Origin of the sequence: Streptosporangium sp. NPDC005286, from assembly GCF_040607515.1 — a bacterium.
Taxonomy (GTDB): Bacteria; Actinomycetota; Actinomycetes; order Streptosporangiales; family Streptosporangiaceae; genus Streptosporangium.
In genome coordinates, this window is the sequence record NZ_JBEXGU010000059.1 from 1 (window position 1) to 14,448 (window position 14,448).

The 14,448-nt window shown below is 70.8% G+C and carries 12 protein-coding genes; 2 read left to right on the forward strand and 10 right to left on the reverse strand.

From position 1 onward, the window contains the following. The 4 genes from ABZU75_RS21965 to ABZU75_RS21980 form a co-directional block, all read right to left on the reverse strand. On the reverse strand, positions 1–203 hold a 203-nt coding region (locus tag ABZU75_RS21965), incomplete at its 3' end, for a hypothetical protein (protein ID WP_355557100.1). A gap of 131 nt (positions 204–334) precedes the next feature. Next, a complete protein-coding gene (iscB, locus tag ABZU75_RS21970) occupies positions 335–1,726 on the reverse strand; it encodes an RNA-guided endonuclease IscB (protein WP_355557103.1) in 1,392 nt (463 codons plus the stop codon). Positions 1,727–2,187: 461 nt separating this feature from the next. Further along, complete coding sequence (locus ABZU75_RS21975) at positions 2,188–3,918, reverse strand: substrate-binding and VWA domain-containing protein (protein WP_355557105.1); 1,731 nt, start codon at positions 3,916–3,918, stop codon at positions 2,188–2,190. A gap of 101 nt (positions 3,919–4,019) precedes the next feature. Continuing rightward, on the reverse strand, positions 4,020–6,647 hold the full coding sequence (locus ABZU75_RS21980; protein ID WP_355557108.1) for a bifunctional FO biosynthesis protein CofGH: 2,628 nt from the start codon (positions 6,645–6,647) through the stop codon (positions 4,020–4,022). A gap of 220 nt (positions 6,648–6,867) precedes the next feature. On the opposite strand from ABZU75_RS21980, the gene ABZU75_RS21985 reads away from it, so the two are divergent. Next, on the forward strand, positions 6,868–7,068 hold the full coding sequence (locus tag ABZU75_RS21985) for a hypothetical protein (protein ID WP_350920761.1): 201 nt from the start codon (positions 6,868–6,870) through the stop codon (positions 7,066–7,068). 90 nt (positions 7,069–7,158) lie between these two features. On the opposite strand, the gene ABZU75_RS21990 is transcribed toward ABZU75_RS21985, so the two are convergent. From ABZU75_RS21990 to ABZU75_RS22005, 4 genes are all read right to left on the reverse strand, one after another. Next, positions 7,159–8,253 carry an NDP-sugar synthase gene (locus ABZU75_RS21990; protein ID WP_355557112.1) on the reverse strand — a complete coding sequence of 365 codons (1,095 nt, stop codon included), beginning with the start codon at positions 8,251–8,253 and terminating at the stop codon, positions 7,159–7,161. Positions 8,254–8,270: 17 nt separating this feature from the next. Further along, positions 8,271–9,392, reverse strand: coding sequence for a glycosyltransferase family 1 protein (locus tag ABZU75_RS21995; RefSeq protein ID WP_355557115.1), 1,122 nt, complete (start codon positions 9,390–9,392; stop codon positions 8,271–8,273). Positions 9,393–9,482: 90 nt separating this feature from the next. Further along, positions 9,483–10,451, reverse strand: a complete 969-nt coding sequence (locus tag ABZU75_RS22000) for a lysylphosphatidylglycerol synthase transmembrane domain-containing protein (protein WP_355557118.1) — start codon at positions 10,449–10,451, stop codon at positions 9,483–9,485. A 7-nt stretch (positions 10,452–10,458) separates the two neighbouring features. Beyond that, complete coding sequence (locus ABZU75_RS22005; protein ID WP_355557121.1) at positions 10,459–11,298, reverse strand: class I SAM-dependent methyltransferase; 840 nt, start codon at positions 11,296–11,298, stop codon at positions 10,459–10,461. Positions 11,299–11,476: 178 nt separating this feature from the next. On the opposite strand from ABZU75_RS22005, the gene ABZU75_RS22010 reads away from it, so the two are divergent. Next, positions 11,477–12,442 carry a lysylphosphatidylglycerol synthase domain-containing protein gene (locus tag ABZU75_RS22010; RefSeq protein WP_355557124.1) on the forward strand — a complete coding sequence of 322 codons (966 nt, stop codon included), beginning with the start codon at positions 11,477–11,479 and terminating at the stop codon, positions 12,440–12,442. Positions 12,443–12,455: 13 nt separating this feature from the next. Here ABZU75_RS22010 and ABZU75_RS22015 read toward each other — a convergent pair whose 3' ends face one another. Together ABZU75_RS22015 and ABZU75_RS22020 are read right to left on the reverse strand one after the other, a co-directional pair. Next, positions 12,456–13,526: a glycosyltransferase family 4 protein gene (locus ABZU75_RS22015; RefSeq protein WP_355557127.1), complete on the reverse strand. Its 1,071-nt coding sequence runs from the start codon at positions 13,524–13,526 to the stop codon at positions 12,456–12,458. Next, complete coding sequence (locus tag ABZU75_RS22020; RefSeq protein WP_350920740.1) at positions 13,527–14,420, reverse strand: glycosyltransferase family 2 protein; 894 nt, start codon at positions 14,418–14,420, stop codon at positions 13,527–13,529. Between the last annotated feature and the right edge of the window lie 28 nt (positions 14,421–14,448).

Below are 14,448 nucleotides of genomic sequence, written 5' to 3' on the forward strand. Positions count from 1 at the left end.
AGACCAACCCCGATCATGCGGCGGACCGCCTTCCAGGCCGCCGACTTGGCGCCAGGGATCTTCGCCGCGGCCTCGGCGGCCGCTTCGATCGCCTTGCCCCACCCCGCCCAGGTGTCCACCGTCCGCTGGAAACGCCGCCCGACGAAGAACACGATGGTGACCACCACGATAAGGGTCAGGGTCCGGGCGTTCGGGCTGTCCACGTCGCTCTCCTACCGGGGGAAGCAGGATCCTCGTCACTGCCGGGATGTCGGGAACCGTCAGAGCTGTGAGACGGCGAACACGATCATTGCGATCACGATGAGCGCCATGATCCGGCCGTCGGCACTTTCCATCAGATACCTCCAGCGTGGATACCCCCGCCTTCAGGCGGGGGAGGAAACGCGGCACGGTGCCGCGCTTCCGGATGGGTGGTGTAGCCGTAGCCGTCGGCTCGTTGGAGCAGGCGGACGTGGCGGTGGCCGATTCCCTGCACGGTGCCGTGCCGGGTGGTGATGTTGAAGCTTCCGGTGGTGCGGACCGCGACCCGTCCGGTGTGGACTCCGGCCTTCTTGCCGGTCGGGACGGTCGCGCGGACCAGGTCGCCGGTGGCGAACCCCTTGACCTGCTTGATCCGGGGCAGCCGCAGACGGGGGAAGCCGTAGCGGTCGGTGCGGGTACGGCAGTAAGTGCCGCGCCCGGTCGCCTTGACCACCAGGACCGTGGACGGCCAGGCGGTCACGGTGTCGAGCGAGCCGACGTGCAACGCGTCCAACGTGTGCGATTTGGCGGCGCCGGTACGGGAGCGGTTCCACTTCGTACGACCGCCGGAGGCGGCTGCCACAGGTAGGCCGGTGGCCTTCAGTGCCTGCCACAGTGCCCAGCGGGTGGTGTTGACGGCGGCGGCGTCGCGCAGCGGAGCCTTCGCCTGCTTGAGGATCTTCGTCAGGAGGGCGGGCTTGCCCTTGAGGAAATCCTCGATCGGAGTGGCGTTCTTGGCCTGGTTACACCGGATGCAGGCCAGGGCGAGGTTGCTGACGCGCTCGGAGCCGCTCCGGCTGCGGGGGTGGATGTGGTCGAGGTTGAGCGGCACACCGCTCACGCCGCAGTAGGCGCAGGTGCGCCTCCACTTGGCCAGCAGGTATTCGCGGACCTCGTACCCGGCCAGGGTGCCCTGCTGGTATTCCACCCCTTCGAGAGGCTTGCCCGCCGAGAGGGCGTGGGTGTCGAAGGAGACCTTCTCCACGTGGACGGCCGTGACGGGCGCCCACCGGGTCAGCCGCGCCACCTGCGACAGGGTGGTGTCGACGCAGTGTCGCAGGGACGGCGCGAGCCATCCCTTCGGTTTCGTGCGGTTGAGGAACCGGGGGGCGCGGTAGCGCAGGTTCCGGGAACGGCGGCCCCGGCGCAACGCGGCACGGGCGGTGAGCCTGTCGCGGATCCGCCCGCCCCGATGGTCAAGCTGAATGCTGTACAGGCCGGTGCGGCTCCCGCCATGGTCGGCGAACACGGCGAGGCCGGTGTGCTTGGAACCGGGGTCGATACCGACCTGCACGCCGTGGACGGTGGAGTCGGCGGCCACGCGGTCGCGCAGCCGGATGACGAACGGGGTGTGGCGGACCACCACCGCCCTACCGGCCGCCAGCAGACGACGGGCGCGGGCAGGGTGACAGGGGTCGAGCGGGTGGCCGCGGGCGTCCAGGACGAACACGACCGGGTGAACCTCACGGTTCGCTCTCTCGGACACCGCAGTGTCTTCAGGGTGACGCCGCGGCAGACGGGTGCCGTCTGCCGGGGTCTCCCCTCGCCCAGGTTCCACGCCGGTTACCGCGCTGAAGCGGTGTCCGCGTCCCGTTTCGTGCCCACCCTCGGGCGTGTCTGCTGACGCGGATTCCAGAGCAGCCCGCTGAGGAAGCACGGACTGGTGGGTCTGCTGACCTACGTGAAACGTAGTCAATCGAATGCACCTCCTTCAAGACGATCGACTTGGGCTGGTCAACGCGGGGCTATCAGTGCGCGGTGTGGCACCTCAAGCCCTGGCCTTTGGGCCAGGGTCGTTGACCGATGTACCCCTACCTGGAGAGAAGCGGGATTTCGTCACCAAGAGTAAGCTAATGACTACCAAAATTCCAGGCACCCTCTCCGATCTCCTAACTGGAACGATCCAGAGCTCCGGCCGGAGCGGTCGCCTGCCCCGGCGGCAGGTGGTCACGGGGCCTTGGCGCAGGTGGGGTGACAGAGGCGGCGGGCCAGGGCGGACAGGAAGACGTCGATGATCTCTTCTGGGCGCTGGGCGACGTGCAGGGAGCCGTTGGTGACCGAGGTGATCTGGGTGAGGGCGGCACGGTCGAGGTCGGTGCCGAAGGCGAGGACGACGATCTGGACGGGTCGCTCGGGGTTCCACTCACCGCGGAGCCTCTCCACCAGCTTGGCGCCGGAGATGCCCTTGCCGTCGTCCTTGCCCGCCGTGATGACGAGCAGGGTGTTGTTCATGGTCTCGTCGTAGGACTCGGTCAGCGCGCGGAACCCGGCGATGATCGAGTCGTACAGGGCGCTGGGCTCCTTCGGGTCGGCGCGCAGGGTCCGGGTCAGCTCCTCCAGGCGGCTGCGCCGGATGACCTGGCCGCCGTCGGGCTCGGTGATCGGGCCGAGGCGCACCCGCTCGCGCTGGTCCTCACCCTTGGCCGAGGAGAACTCCCACATGCCCATGTGCGTGGAGCCGGGAAAGAGCTGCAGGCCGAGCCTGGCGGCGTCAAGGGCGACGGTCAGCCGGGTCTTCCCCCGCTGCCCGTTGATCGGCCCGGCCATGTGCTTGCCGCTGTCCGCCAGGACCAGGATGTTGGTCGGCGGGGCGAGCCTGCTCCACGCCGCCAGCGCCTCGTCGATCATGCTGGGCAGGATGGTCGGGCGGGTGCGGGGCGCCTCGGTGGGAATCTCGGGACCGGGCGAGTACGGCCCCAGGGAGCCGTCGGGCGAGCGGAAGCCCGCCCTGCGGGCCGCCTCCTGGGTCTCGGGGGAGCGCAGCCAGGCGGCGAAGGCCCTCGACCCGCTCGCCTTCGCCTCGTCGGAGGAGGTGACCACGTACGGGTAGTCGAGGTTGATGGTCCCCTCACGGGGGTGCAGGGCGGTCACCGGGTCGTCCGACGGCCGGCGGTTGTGCTCCCAGACCGACTGCTCGGGAACGATCACCACGGGGCGCTGCCAGAAGGAGCGGTCGTCGACGGCGGCGAGCATGGTCCGGTAGTCGGGCGCCGCCCCCGCCTGCGCCCAGCGGACGAACGCGGTGAGCGCGCGGTCGGCCTCGGCGCCGCTGCCGACCACGTCCCTGGCCGCTGCCACGGTGGCGATTCCGGCACCCGCGAGCGACGGGTCGGGGACGCGGACCACGTCGGGCTCGTTCTCGGTCGGCTGGATCCGGCCACGGGTGGTCGCGGGGAAGACCATCCGCCAGTTCATGTCGGTCTTACCGACCGCGAAACGCCGGGCCAGGGACTTGCGGGTGGCGAAGACCAGGGGCGAGGTCGCCATGACGGTCTCGGTGCCGGCCAGGTTCGCGGCCCCCTGCTTGCGGGCGAGCCGGATCCAGGCCGAGGAGTCGGAGATCCAGCCGTCCGGGCGCTCGCTGAGCACCCCCGCGGTGCCGCCGAGCAGGGTGCGCAGCACCGTGGCGGGCGGCTGCTCGGTCACCTGCACCAGCACGCACCGGCCGTCGACGCCCGCCCTGCTCCGGTTGAACCGCCCCGCCGCCTCCATGACGGTCGGGGCGATGTCGACGGCGGCGGCGACCCCGACCAGCACCGGGTCGCGGGCCGAGCACGAACCCCCCGCCCGGTCGAGCACCAGGACGGCGCTCCCCACCAGGGCGACCGCTATCGCGACCGCCGCCAGCGACAGGCGCAGCAGAACCTGACGCCGACGCCGCTCAGCGCCGACGGCCACACGGTGTCGACCGGAGGAGGGCACACGGAGACCTCTCGCTAGAGGAGAAAGACGATTGTGTCAATGAACCCCTCACGGAGGGCAAGCAAATATAGAACTTGTTATAACTTTGTCGACGCCTCCAGCGGGAGCAGTGGAAGGGCGTTGGGGCGGACGCTCCGGCAGACCCCGTCGCTCACCCTGGCCGCGGCCAGCCGCTCGGCGTCGGGCACGCCGTAGGAGGTGGTCCGCTGCCGGATCGGCCGCCCGGTCGGGGCGACCATGGCCTCGATCTCGCTGATCGTCTTGAAGGAGCCGTTCTCCGACCCGGCCATCCTGCTGATCGTCTCCTCCATCAGCGTGCCGCCGAGGTCGTTGACCCCGCCCATGAGCACCTCGCGGCAGAGCCCGTCCTGGAGCTTCACCCAGGAGCACTGGATGTTGGCGATCGCGCCGTGCAGCAGGACGCGGGCCAGCGCGTGCACCGCCCGGTTCTCCCGCGCCGTCGGCCCCGGGCGGGCGATCCCCGCCAGGTAGATGGGCGCGCTGTGGTGGACGAACGGCAGCAGCACGAACTCGGAGAACCCACCGGTCTCCTCCTGCATGCGGCGGATCAGCCGGATGTGCTGCACCCAGTGCGCGTGGTTGTCGACGTGGCCGTACATCATCGTGGAGGTCGTCGGAATGCCGACCCGGTGCGCGGTGGAGATGACCTCGACCCACTCGGCGGTGGGCAGCTTGCCCTTGGTCAGCACCCAGCGGACGTCGTCGTCGAGGATCTCCGCCGCGGTACCCGGCAGCGAGTCGACGCCCGCCTCCCTGGCGGCGACCAGCCAGTCCTCGATGGACAGGTTGGTGCGGCTGGCCCCGTTGATGACCTCCATCGGCGAGAACGCGTGGACGTGCATCTGGGGCACCCTGGCCTTGACCGCCTTGGCGATGTCGAAGTACGCGGTGCCGGGCAGGTCGGGGTGGATGCCCCCCTGCATGCACACCTCGGTCGCCCCTGCCTGCCATCCTTCCCAGGCGCGGTCGGCGACCTGCTCCAGCGAGAGGGTGTAGGCGTCGGCATCGGTGCGGCGCTGCGCGAAGGCGCAGAAGCGGCAGCCCGTGTAGCAGACGTTCGTGAAGTTGATGTTCCTGTTCACCACGTAGGTGACGTCGTCGCCGACCGCCTCCCTGCGCAGGCCGTCGGCGATCCGGCAGAGCTCGTCCAGCGCGGCGTCGTCGGCGCCGGCGCCCGACGGGTCTCCGGCGAGGTCGAGGAGGACGAGCGCCTGGGCGTCGCTCAGCCCCGCCGGGTCTCGTTCGGCCTGCCGCAGCGCCTCCCGCACATCGCCCCTGACGGCGCCGCCGCTCCCGGCGGTGCCCTCCGCGACGGGCAGGCGCTCCCGCAGAGCCTCCCAGTCTCCGTAGACGTGGTCGAAGTCGTCACGACGGTCGGCGGTACGGCCCTCGGTGTCGACCGCCGTATGCAGGTCGACGCGGCCCAGGGAGACGAAGCCCCCGTCGGGCTCCTGCCAGGGGCGGCCGGTCACGACCGCGTCCTCGCGGGCGAGGCCGGTGCCGGGGTCCGCCAGGGCGGCCACGTGCGCGTTGAGCCTCGGGTCCAGCCAGGGCTCCCCCGCCAGCACGAACTCGGGATAGATGGTCAGCCGCTCGCGCAGCGTGAACCCGGCGGCGGCGGTGCGGGCGGCGAGGTCGTCGATCTGCGGCCAGGGGCGCTCGGGGTTGACATGGTCGGGCGTCAACGGCGAGACGCCGCCCCAGTCGTCGATGCCCGCCCTGATCATCAGCTCGTACTCGGAGTCGACCAGGTTCGGCGGGGCCTGCACCCTCATCTTCGGCCCCAGCAGCAGCCGGGTCACCGCGATGGTGGCGGCCAGTTCCTGCAGGTCCGCGTCGGGCATGCCGCGCATCGCGGTGTCCGGCTTGGCGCGGAAGTTCTGGACGATGATCTCCTGGATGCCGCCGTACTCGCGCGCCACCTTGCGCAGCGCGAACAGCGACTCGGCGCGCTCGGCGACCGTCTCCCCGATGCCGATGAGGATGCCGCTGGTGAACGGCACGTTCGTCCGCCCGGCGTCCTCCAGCACGCGCAGCCGCACGGCGGGGTCCTTGTCGGGTGAGCCGTAGTGCGGCTGCCCCTTCTCCTCGAAGAGCCGCCGCGAGGTCGTCTCCAGCATCATGCCCATGGAGGGCGCGACCGGCTTGAGGCGCTGCAGGTCCCGCCAGGTCATGACGCCCGGGTTCAGGTGCGGCAGCAGCCCGGTCTCCTCAAGCACCCGCACGGCCATCGCGCGGACGTAGGAGAGCGTGTCGTCGTAGCCGTGCGCGTCCAGCCACTCACGGGCCTGGTGCCAGCGGTCCTCCGGCCGGTCCCCCAGGGTGAACAACGCTTCCTTGCATCCCATGGCCGCGCCCTGCGCGGCGATCTCCAGCACCTCGTCCGGGCTCAGGAACAGGCTCTCCAGCTTGTGCGGGGCGGTGGCGAACGTGCAGTATCCGCAGCGGTCCCGGCAGAGCCTCGTCAGGGGGATGAAGACCTTGCGGCTGTAGGTGATGATCCCCTGTCGTCCGACCGCCTCCAGACCCGCGTCCCTGACCCTCCCGGCGTGATCAAGGAGGGTCTCCAGATGTGCGTCCCGGGCGTGCAACAGGGCTGTGGCCTCGGCGATATCAAGAGTTTTGCCATCGCGTGCCCTGGCCAGAGCCCGGCGCATCGCGTTGTCGGTGGGGTTGGGACTCATGACGTCACAGTACGGCGCGACGCCCACCTGCCCGGCGGCGGGTACCGGACCTCGATCCGACACTTCAGATTCACTAAAGACTCACTACAAGCAGGTCTCGATAGACATAAATGCTTGCATATACATAAATTAGACATGTCGGCCGGAACCTTCGCAGCCACGAAGATCCCCTGCCCTCCGCCGAGGCACCCACCTCGGACCCCACCCCCAGGAGCCGAAAATGTTCTGGTTTCTCCTCGCCCTTGTCGCCGTCGCCGTCCTCGCCCCGCTGGTGGGCGCCGACACCCGTGACAGCCTCGACTGGCATCACCGGGAACCCTCCCCCGACGAGGGGGCGCTCAGCACGACCACCGGTCACGCGCGGGCGGCCGCGGCCCGCGAGCGGATGGCCGCGCACCGCCCGACCCCGGCGGCCGGCTGACCCTGCGCCTGGAAAGCCCCACCGGACGCGGCCCGTGCCGGACCGCGACCGATCCACCACGATCTCCCGCACACCGTACGGCGGGGCCGGTCAGATGTCGCTGGAGAAGCGGATCGCGGACTCGGGGAGCACCACACCGGGCCAGACCCGGCTGCCCGCGAGCAGTTCGTTCCCGGGACCGACCACGGCGCCGTCGCCGACGACCACATCCCGCAGGACCGCTCCACAGTCGACACGCGCGCCGATGCCGATCACCGAGTCGACCACGACCGCGCCCGAGTGCACGATGCAGTCGTCTCCGAGCACGCTGCCACCGACCTGCGCCCCCGACTCCACGATCGCGCGGGCACCGATCACGGAACCGCCGGAGACCTTGGCCTCGGGCGAGATCATGGCGCCGGGCAGGGCGAGGAAGTCACCGGTGGGACCTGGCAGCGCGGGCGAGGCGAGCCGGCCGAGGACCAGGTCGCGGGAGCCCTGCACGAAGGCGGCGGGCGTGCCCACGTCGAGCCAGTAGGACGCGTCGGCGTAGCCGAGCACCAGGGCGCCGTCCTCGATCAGGCCGGGGAAGGTCTCGCGCTCGACCGAGACGACCTGCCCCTCCGGGATCGCGTCGATCACCGAGCGGGTGAAGACGTAACATCCGGCGTTGATCCGGTTGGTGACCGGGTTCGGGGTCTTCTCCAGGAAGGCGGTCACCCTCCCGTCGTCGTCGGTCGGCACGCAGCCGAAGCGCGAGGGGTCGTCCACCTCGGTCAGGTGCAGGGTGAGGGCGGCCCCCCGCGCGACATGCGTCGCGATCTGGTCGCCGATGTCGTGACCGGACAGGATGTCGCCGTTCAGCACCAGCACCGGATCGCCGGGGCCGCAGGTCAGCGCCTTGGCGGCATTGCGGATGGCCCCGCCGGTGCCGAGCGGCTCCTCCTCCGTCATGTACTCGAGTTCGAGGCCGAACGCCTCGCCGTTCCCGAACGCCTCGGAGAACATCTCCGCCCGGTAGGAGGTGGCGAACACGATGCGTCGCACGCCGAAGGCCCTGGCGCGGGCGAGCTGGTGGGACAGGAAGGGAACTCCCGCCGTGGGCAACAGGGGTTTCGGGGTGTCCAGTGTCAACGGACGCAGGCGCGTCCCTCGTCCACCGACAAGGAGAATCGCCTCTAGGTCCGGCAAAGGGGTCTCCATCATTCCGCGAGGTTAACTCACTACTCGGCCGCGCGCTGGTAAGAGAGCAGGTGTGCCTCGGCCGAGGCGTCCCAGGTGAACTCCTTGGCACGGGCGATACCCGCCGCGGACAGCACGTCCCTGCGCTCGGGTGAGGAGAGCAGCGTGCGCAGCGCCGCGGCGATGCTCTCGGCGTCCGGCTCGGTGTAGGCGACCGCGTCGCCCCCCACCTCCGGCAGCGAGGTACGGTGCGTGGTGAGCACCGGTGCGCCGCAGGCCATGGCCTCCAGCACCGGCAGCCCGAAGCCCTCACCCCGCGAGGGGAAGGCCGCGATCACCGCCCCACCGAGGAAACCGCACAGGTCGGCGAAGGACAGGAAGCCGGGACGGAGCACCCGCACCGTCGAGGGGACCTGCTCCACCGCGGCGTCCACCTCGACGTCGCGGACGCCCCCGGCGAGCACCAGGGCGGGCGGGTGGGCGATGTCCTCGACGGCGCGCACGAAGCCGCGGATCAGGTTCGGCACGTTCTTGCGGGGCTCCAGCGGGCCGAGGAAGGCCACGTAGGGGGTGCCGTGCAGGCCGAGCCGGTCGGAGGCGTGCTTGACCTCGCGCTCGGACGGCGGATGGAACAGCGCCGGATCGACACCGTGGTAGGCGACGTCGATGCGGGTCGGGTCGGCCGAGAGCAGCCTGATCAGCTCGTCCCTGGTCGCCTTGGAGGGCACGATCACCCGGGTGGCGTGCCGGACCGCCGTGCGGGTCGCCGCGCGGAAGAACGCCGCCTTGACCGCGTCGTGCTGCAGGGGCTCGGTGAAGCAGGTGAGATCGTGCACCGTCGCCACGGTCGGCAGGCCCGAGCTCAGCGGAATCGAGTAGTAGGGGGCGTGAATGACCTGGGCGGCGACCTGCCGGGCGAGGAAGGGCAGCCCCGTCTGCTCCCAGGTCAGGCGGGCGGCCCTGTTGGTGATCCCGTGAGGCCCCGGCACGATCCGCGCGGAGGGCGCCAGTCCGGCATATCGGGCGGCGTCGGCGCGCTGGCAGACGACCACGAGATCAGCGCCCGCCCTGTCCAGCGCGGCGACGAGTCCATCGACGTACCTGATCAGCGCACCGCGATCGGCCGGAACCGCGGCCGCGTCGACGAGCACTCTAGGCGTCAAGAAGGATCGCTCCCCTCATGATTCACGTGGGACGGCCGTCCCCCTCCTCCGTTCACTCTATTGCCAGAGTCTCCGAAATCATGGGGGAAATCACACGGCTTTTCCCGAAGCGTGGTCCTTACTGGAAGCCGTGGCGCGGCGCGCGGCCAGACCCGCGAAACCCGCGCAGACGAGATCGCCAAGAATGATCACGATCCGGGAGCAGAGCGCCGCCGCTATGGCCGACCCCCCGTCCAGGACAGGCGCCAGGACGGCCACCATGGCCACCTCCCGCACGCCCGCCCCCGCTGGGACGACGAACGTCATGATCCCCAGGCACCACGACAGGGCGAACGCGCCGATGGAGAACAGGACCGCGGAGAACCCGGAGGGTCCGAGGTCGTGCACGATCGCCGCCAGGTGCAGCCCGTACGCGATCCAGCCGCCCAATGCCCAGCCCAGCGCGGTGAGCATGCCCCTGCGGGTGAGGGGACGCTCCAGCGGCTCGCGCCTCAGCTTGCGCAGCCCGAACCCGAGGACCGCGTTGACCACCCTCGGCTCGAAGGCCACCGCGAGCACGGGGATCAGCAGAAACGCCCAGGCGTACGGCGCGGCCGCCCCCGGCTGGGCCGCCAGCAGCGTCACCCCCGAGACCACCAGACCGCTGCCGAGCTGCACCGGCAGCGTCAGGAAGAACGCCGCGGCACTGCGCGACCGGGGAACGCCCAGTTCCCGCCCCATCTCCATCTGAGCGATCACCGGCCAGAGCGAGCCGGGGATGTACTTGCCGAGCTGGCCCACGAAGAAGACCCTCGCCCCCGCGCGCAGCGGCAGCGGCGAGCCCAGGTCGGCCAGCAGCGCCCGCCATGTCATCATCCCGCCGCACAGCGCGGCGAGCACCGCCACCAGCGACAACACGAGCGACAGCACGGACAGCCGGGCGAACCCCGCACGGATGTCGTCCCACTGGCTCAGCACCACCCAGGTGCCGAACCCGAGCGCGAGGAGCAGGAAGGCGACGCGGGCCAGCCGTCTCAGGGTGGACGCGCCGGACCGGACGGCTCCTTCGTCCTCGCTCACCGCAGGCTCACAGGGGCCGTACCGGCTCGGGCGGCTGCGGCAGCGACCGCCCGGCCGGGCGGCGCTCACCCCTGGTCGCCACCCACAGGTAGGTGGGCACCACGGGCAGCAGGGCACGCAGCACCGGGCGGGGCAGCCGCGACAGCACGCCACCGGCCACTCGCCCCGCCACACCGCCGAAGAGCTCGTCGCCCGCGAACGCCGCCGGGGTGGCGAGCACGGGGAAGGTGTAGTCCCACACCCGCAGGCCGCGCACCATCTTGCGCAGGCCGCGCCGGGTGCGATAACGCTCGTAGTAGCTGTCGGCCCGGCCGAAGAGCCGCACGTAGCGGTCGGCCGGCGCGGGCGGCAGGTACGACAGGAACGGCAGCTTGTAGTGCGGCTCCATCACGCCGAGCCGGTTGCCCAGGCCGAGATAGAGGACACCGTCCGCGGAGAGCACCCGGCGCATCTCGGCCATGATCGCGTCCGGGTCGACCACGTGCTCGTAGATGTGGTTGAAGACCAGTACGTCGATCGAACCGTCGGGGAAGGGCAGCGCGGTGCCGTCGGCGCAGACGAACTCGACCCGCTCGCCGAACCGCTGGGCCGCCTTGCGCAGGCCCGGCACGTCGATGTCGACGCCGAACGTCCGGCTCGCGCCCGCCGCGGCCAGCTCGTCGGCGATGAACCCCGCCGAGCAGCCGATGTCGGCGACGGTCAGACCGGCGAGGACGTCCTCTTCCCTGCCGAGAAAGTGCCCGAGCACCGCGACGATCTTCGCGGCCTTCCTGCGGCGCTTCTCCTCGTCCAGCATCGCCGCCTGGAACTCGGAGTACTCAAGCTGCGCGACCCGCTCGGTGCTCATCACTCGCTTACCGCTCCTCTTCCCCTTCGCGCGATGCCGGTTCGCGTGATGCCGGGACTTCCCCTCCGGATGGCGCCGGACCGCGCACGACGCCCGCGGGCGCTCCACCACGCCGCCCAAGAGTACCGGTGACCGGTGACCCTACCGCCGAGTAAGGAGAGCGTCGTACCCTTGGCGGATGCTCAGCCGACTGCGGTCAAGCCGCCTGCTCCGGGTGCTGCTCGCGCTGGTCGCGGTGGGTTTCCTCGGCTACGGCCTGGCCAGGAACCGCGACGAGACCGTGGCCGCGATCTCGCAGCTCTCCTGGTGGTCGCTCGCCGGGTCCTACCTGTCGGTGATGGCCGGGATCGGTCTCATGGTGCTGGCCTGGCGGGCGCTGCTGGCCGGAATGGGCTCCCCGCTGCCCCTCGGGATCACCGCGAGGATCTTCTTCATCGGCCAGCTCGGCAAGTACGTACCGGGCAGCGTCTGGGCGTACGCCGCGATGATCGAGCTCGGCCGCGACCACCGCGTCCCGCCCCGGCGCATGTTCGGTTCCATCACCCTGTCGGTGCTGGTCTCCCTCGGCTGTGCCCTCGTCGTGGCGGCGGTGACCCTGCGCGAGACCATGACCCAGGCGTGGTACCTGCTGGCGCTGATCCCCGTCATCGCCGTCTGCCTGCACCCCGGAGTGCTCACCTTCGGCCTCAACCTGGCCATGCGGATCGCCCGCCAGGAACCGCTCGGACAGGGCCGGCTGCTCAGCGGCCGTGCCGTGCTCACCGCGGTGGCCCTCACCGTGGCCGGCTGGCTGACCTACGGCCCCCACCTGCTGCTCCCCATGGCGGACCTGGGCGCCTCCGGCGATTCCCTATACCTGGTGGCGACCGGCGCGTACGCGCTGGCCTGGGCGACGGGCATCCTCACCGTGGTCGTCCCCGCCGGGATCGGCGTCCGCGAGGGGGCGATGGTGCTCGCCCTGGCTCCGGTGCTCGACTCCCCCAGGGCGCTGGTGGCCGCGGTGGTGTCCAGGGTGATGTTCACCCTCGCCGACGTGAGCTGGGCCGGGATCGGCTTCCTGTGGGGCAGGGCCTTTGGCCCCGCCGGGGAGCCCGGCCGGCAGGCAGGCCCCGAGCCCGTGGCGACACGGGAGGGCACCGCCTGAGACCCGGCCCGGCTCAGCGCGAGACCAGTGCCTCGATGTAGGAGGTCCAGTACGGCTCGGGGTCGACCGCCTTGACCCCGGCGCGGAGCCGCTCGGGCTCGCCGGGGCGGTAGAACGCGGCCAGCGCGGCGCGCAGCTCCTCCACCGAACCCGGCTCGACCAGCAGCCCGTCCACCCCGTCGGTGACGTGGTCGCCGAGCGTGCCCGCCCGGCTGGCGATCACCGGCACCCCGTGCTCGTGGCCGAACCACACCTGCTGGCTGGCCGTCCCGCTCCGGTAGGGCAGCACCAGCGCGTCCACGTCCGCGAACAGCTCGGGCACGTCCGCCGCCGGCACGTAGCCCGGCCGCAGCTCCACCCGTCCGGTCAGCCCGAGCTCGGCGACCAGCGCCCTCGTCGCCTCCTCCTGGCCACCCCAGAACTCCCCGGCCACCCGCAGCGACACGCCCTCGGGCAGCGCTCGGACGAGCAGGTCAAGCCCCTTGTACGGCCGGACGAGGCCGAAGAACAGCAGCCGGTCGTGCACGCCCTCCGCGGGGCCGCGCCCCGCGTTTCCCGATGGCAGATGCGGGGCCATCTCGGCCACCCGCACGGGCGCGGCGGTCAGCTCGCGGGCCTGCGCGGCCTGCCGCTCGGAGTGCACGAGCACCGCGTCCACCCTGCGCAGCAGCGCCTTCATCAGCGGTGTGTCGTACGGCTTGCGCTCGTGCGGCAGGACGTTGTGGCAGAGTGCCACGACCCGGGTCCTGCGCCCCAGGCCGGAAAGGATGCCCAGGTAGGGCGGGACCTGCACCGGGCTGAGGACGGCGAGGACGACCAGGTCGACGCTCCGCAGCCGTCGTCCGGCGCGGATCCAGCCGTCCGGTCGGCGCCAGTCGAGGTCGCGCCGGACGTGCGGGAACGGCTCGCCGTCGGGGATGTCGACGGTCTGCTGTCCCGGATACAGGAAGGAGGGGTACTGCGCCCGCCACGACTCGATCACCACGTCGTGCCCGGCCGCTCTCAGCCGGTGGGCCAGCTCCGTGGTGTGCGCGGCGCCGCCGCCCTTGTAGGGGTACGTCGGCCCGACGACGGCGATCCGCATCTACTCGCTCCTGGAACGCACGATGAGGTCGGCCAGCAGCGCCAGCGAGCCGATGAGCAGGCCGGAGATGAAGATCACAATGGTGTTACTGGTCAGGTAGAACCCGTAGCGGACGATGTCGACGACGCCCTTGACCAGGCCGATGCCGACCAGCCAGAGCGCGGGCGGCATGAGGACCTTGAGCGGGTTGAAGTACATGACCATCCGCAGCACCTGCAGGATGTAGCGGTAGGCGTCGGAGACGAAGCTGAACTTCGACTTGCCGGCCCGCTTGCTGTAGCCGATCGGCAGGTAGTAGACGTCGTGCTGGTTCGACAGGAACGACAGCGTGATCGTGGTGACGCAGGAGAAGCCGGGCGGCAGCAGCCGCAGGTAGGGCTTGGCGACCGACTTGCGGAACGCCCGCAGCCCGCTGTTGAGGTCGGGGATCTTCTGCCCGGCCAGCCGCTCGGCCACCTTGCGGATGAACCACTTGGCCGGGACCCGGAGGAACTTGTGGGAGCCCTCCTCGCTGGTCCGCGCCCCCACGACCTGGTCGATCGTCGCGTCCTTCTCCAGGATCTGGACGAGCTCGGGGATGCGCTCGTTCGGGTAGGTCATGTCGGCGTCGGTCCACACGACGATCTCGCCGCGCGCCTCCTGGGTGCCGATCCTGCGCACCGTGCCGGAGCCACCGTTGCGGTGGAAGGCCCTGATCCGCATGTTCGGAAACCTCGGCGCGGCCTCTTCGAGCCTGGCCAGGGTCTCGTCCGTGGAGAAGTCGTCGACCGCCACGAGCTCGTAGGTGTATCCGCTGTGGTCCATCGCCTCGCAGATGCGCTCGACCTCGGCGATGACGTGGTCCTGCTCGTTGTAACAGGGCAGGACGATGGTCACGTACGGTGTTGCGTCCACAGCTGATCCACTCTCAGGCTCTCGGGCA

Excerpts from the sequence above, each read along its gene's own strand:
- ABZU75_RS21980 (WP_355557108.1), bottom strand. The coding sequence starts at position 6,647 with ATGAGTCCCAACCCCACCGACAACGCGATGCGCCGGGCTCTGGCCAGG.
- ABZU75_RS21985 (WP_350920761.1), top strand. The coding sequence starts at position 6,868 with ATGTTCTGGTTTCTCCTCGCCCTTGTCGCCGTCGCCGTCCTCGCCCCG.
- ABZU75_RS21990 (WP_355557112.1), bottom strand. The coding sequence starts at position 8,253 with ATGATGGAGACCCCTTTGCCGGACCTAGAGGCGATTCTCCTTGTCGGT.
- ABZU75_RS22005 (WP_355557121.1), bottom strand. The coding sequence starts at position 11,298 with ATGAGCACCGAGCGGGTCGCGCAGCTTGAGTACTCCGAGTTCCAGGCG.
- ABZU75_RS22010 (WP_355557124.1), top strand. The coding sequence starts at position 11,477 with ATGCTCAGCCGACTGCGGTCAAGCCGCCTGCTCCGGGTGCTGCTCGCG.
- ABZU75_RS22015 (WP_355557127.1), bottom strand. The coding sequence starts at position 13,526 with ATGCGGATCGCCGTCGTCGGGCCGACGTACCCCTACAAGGGCGGCGGC.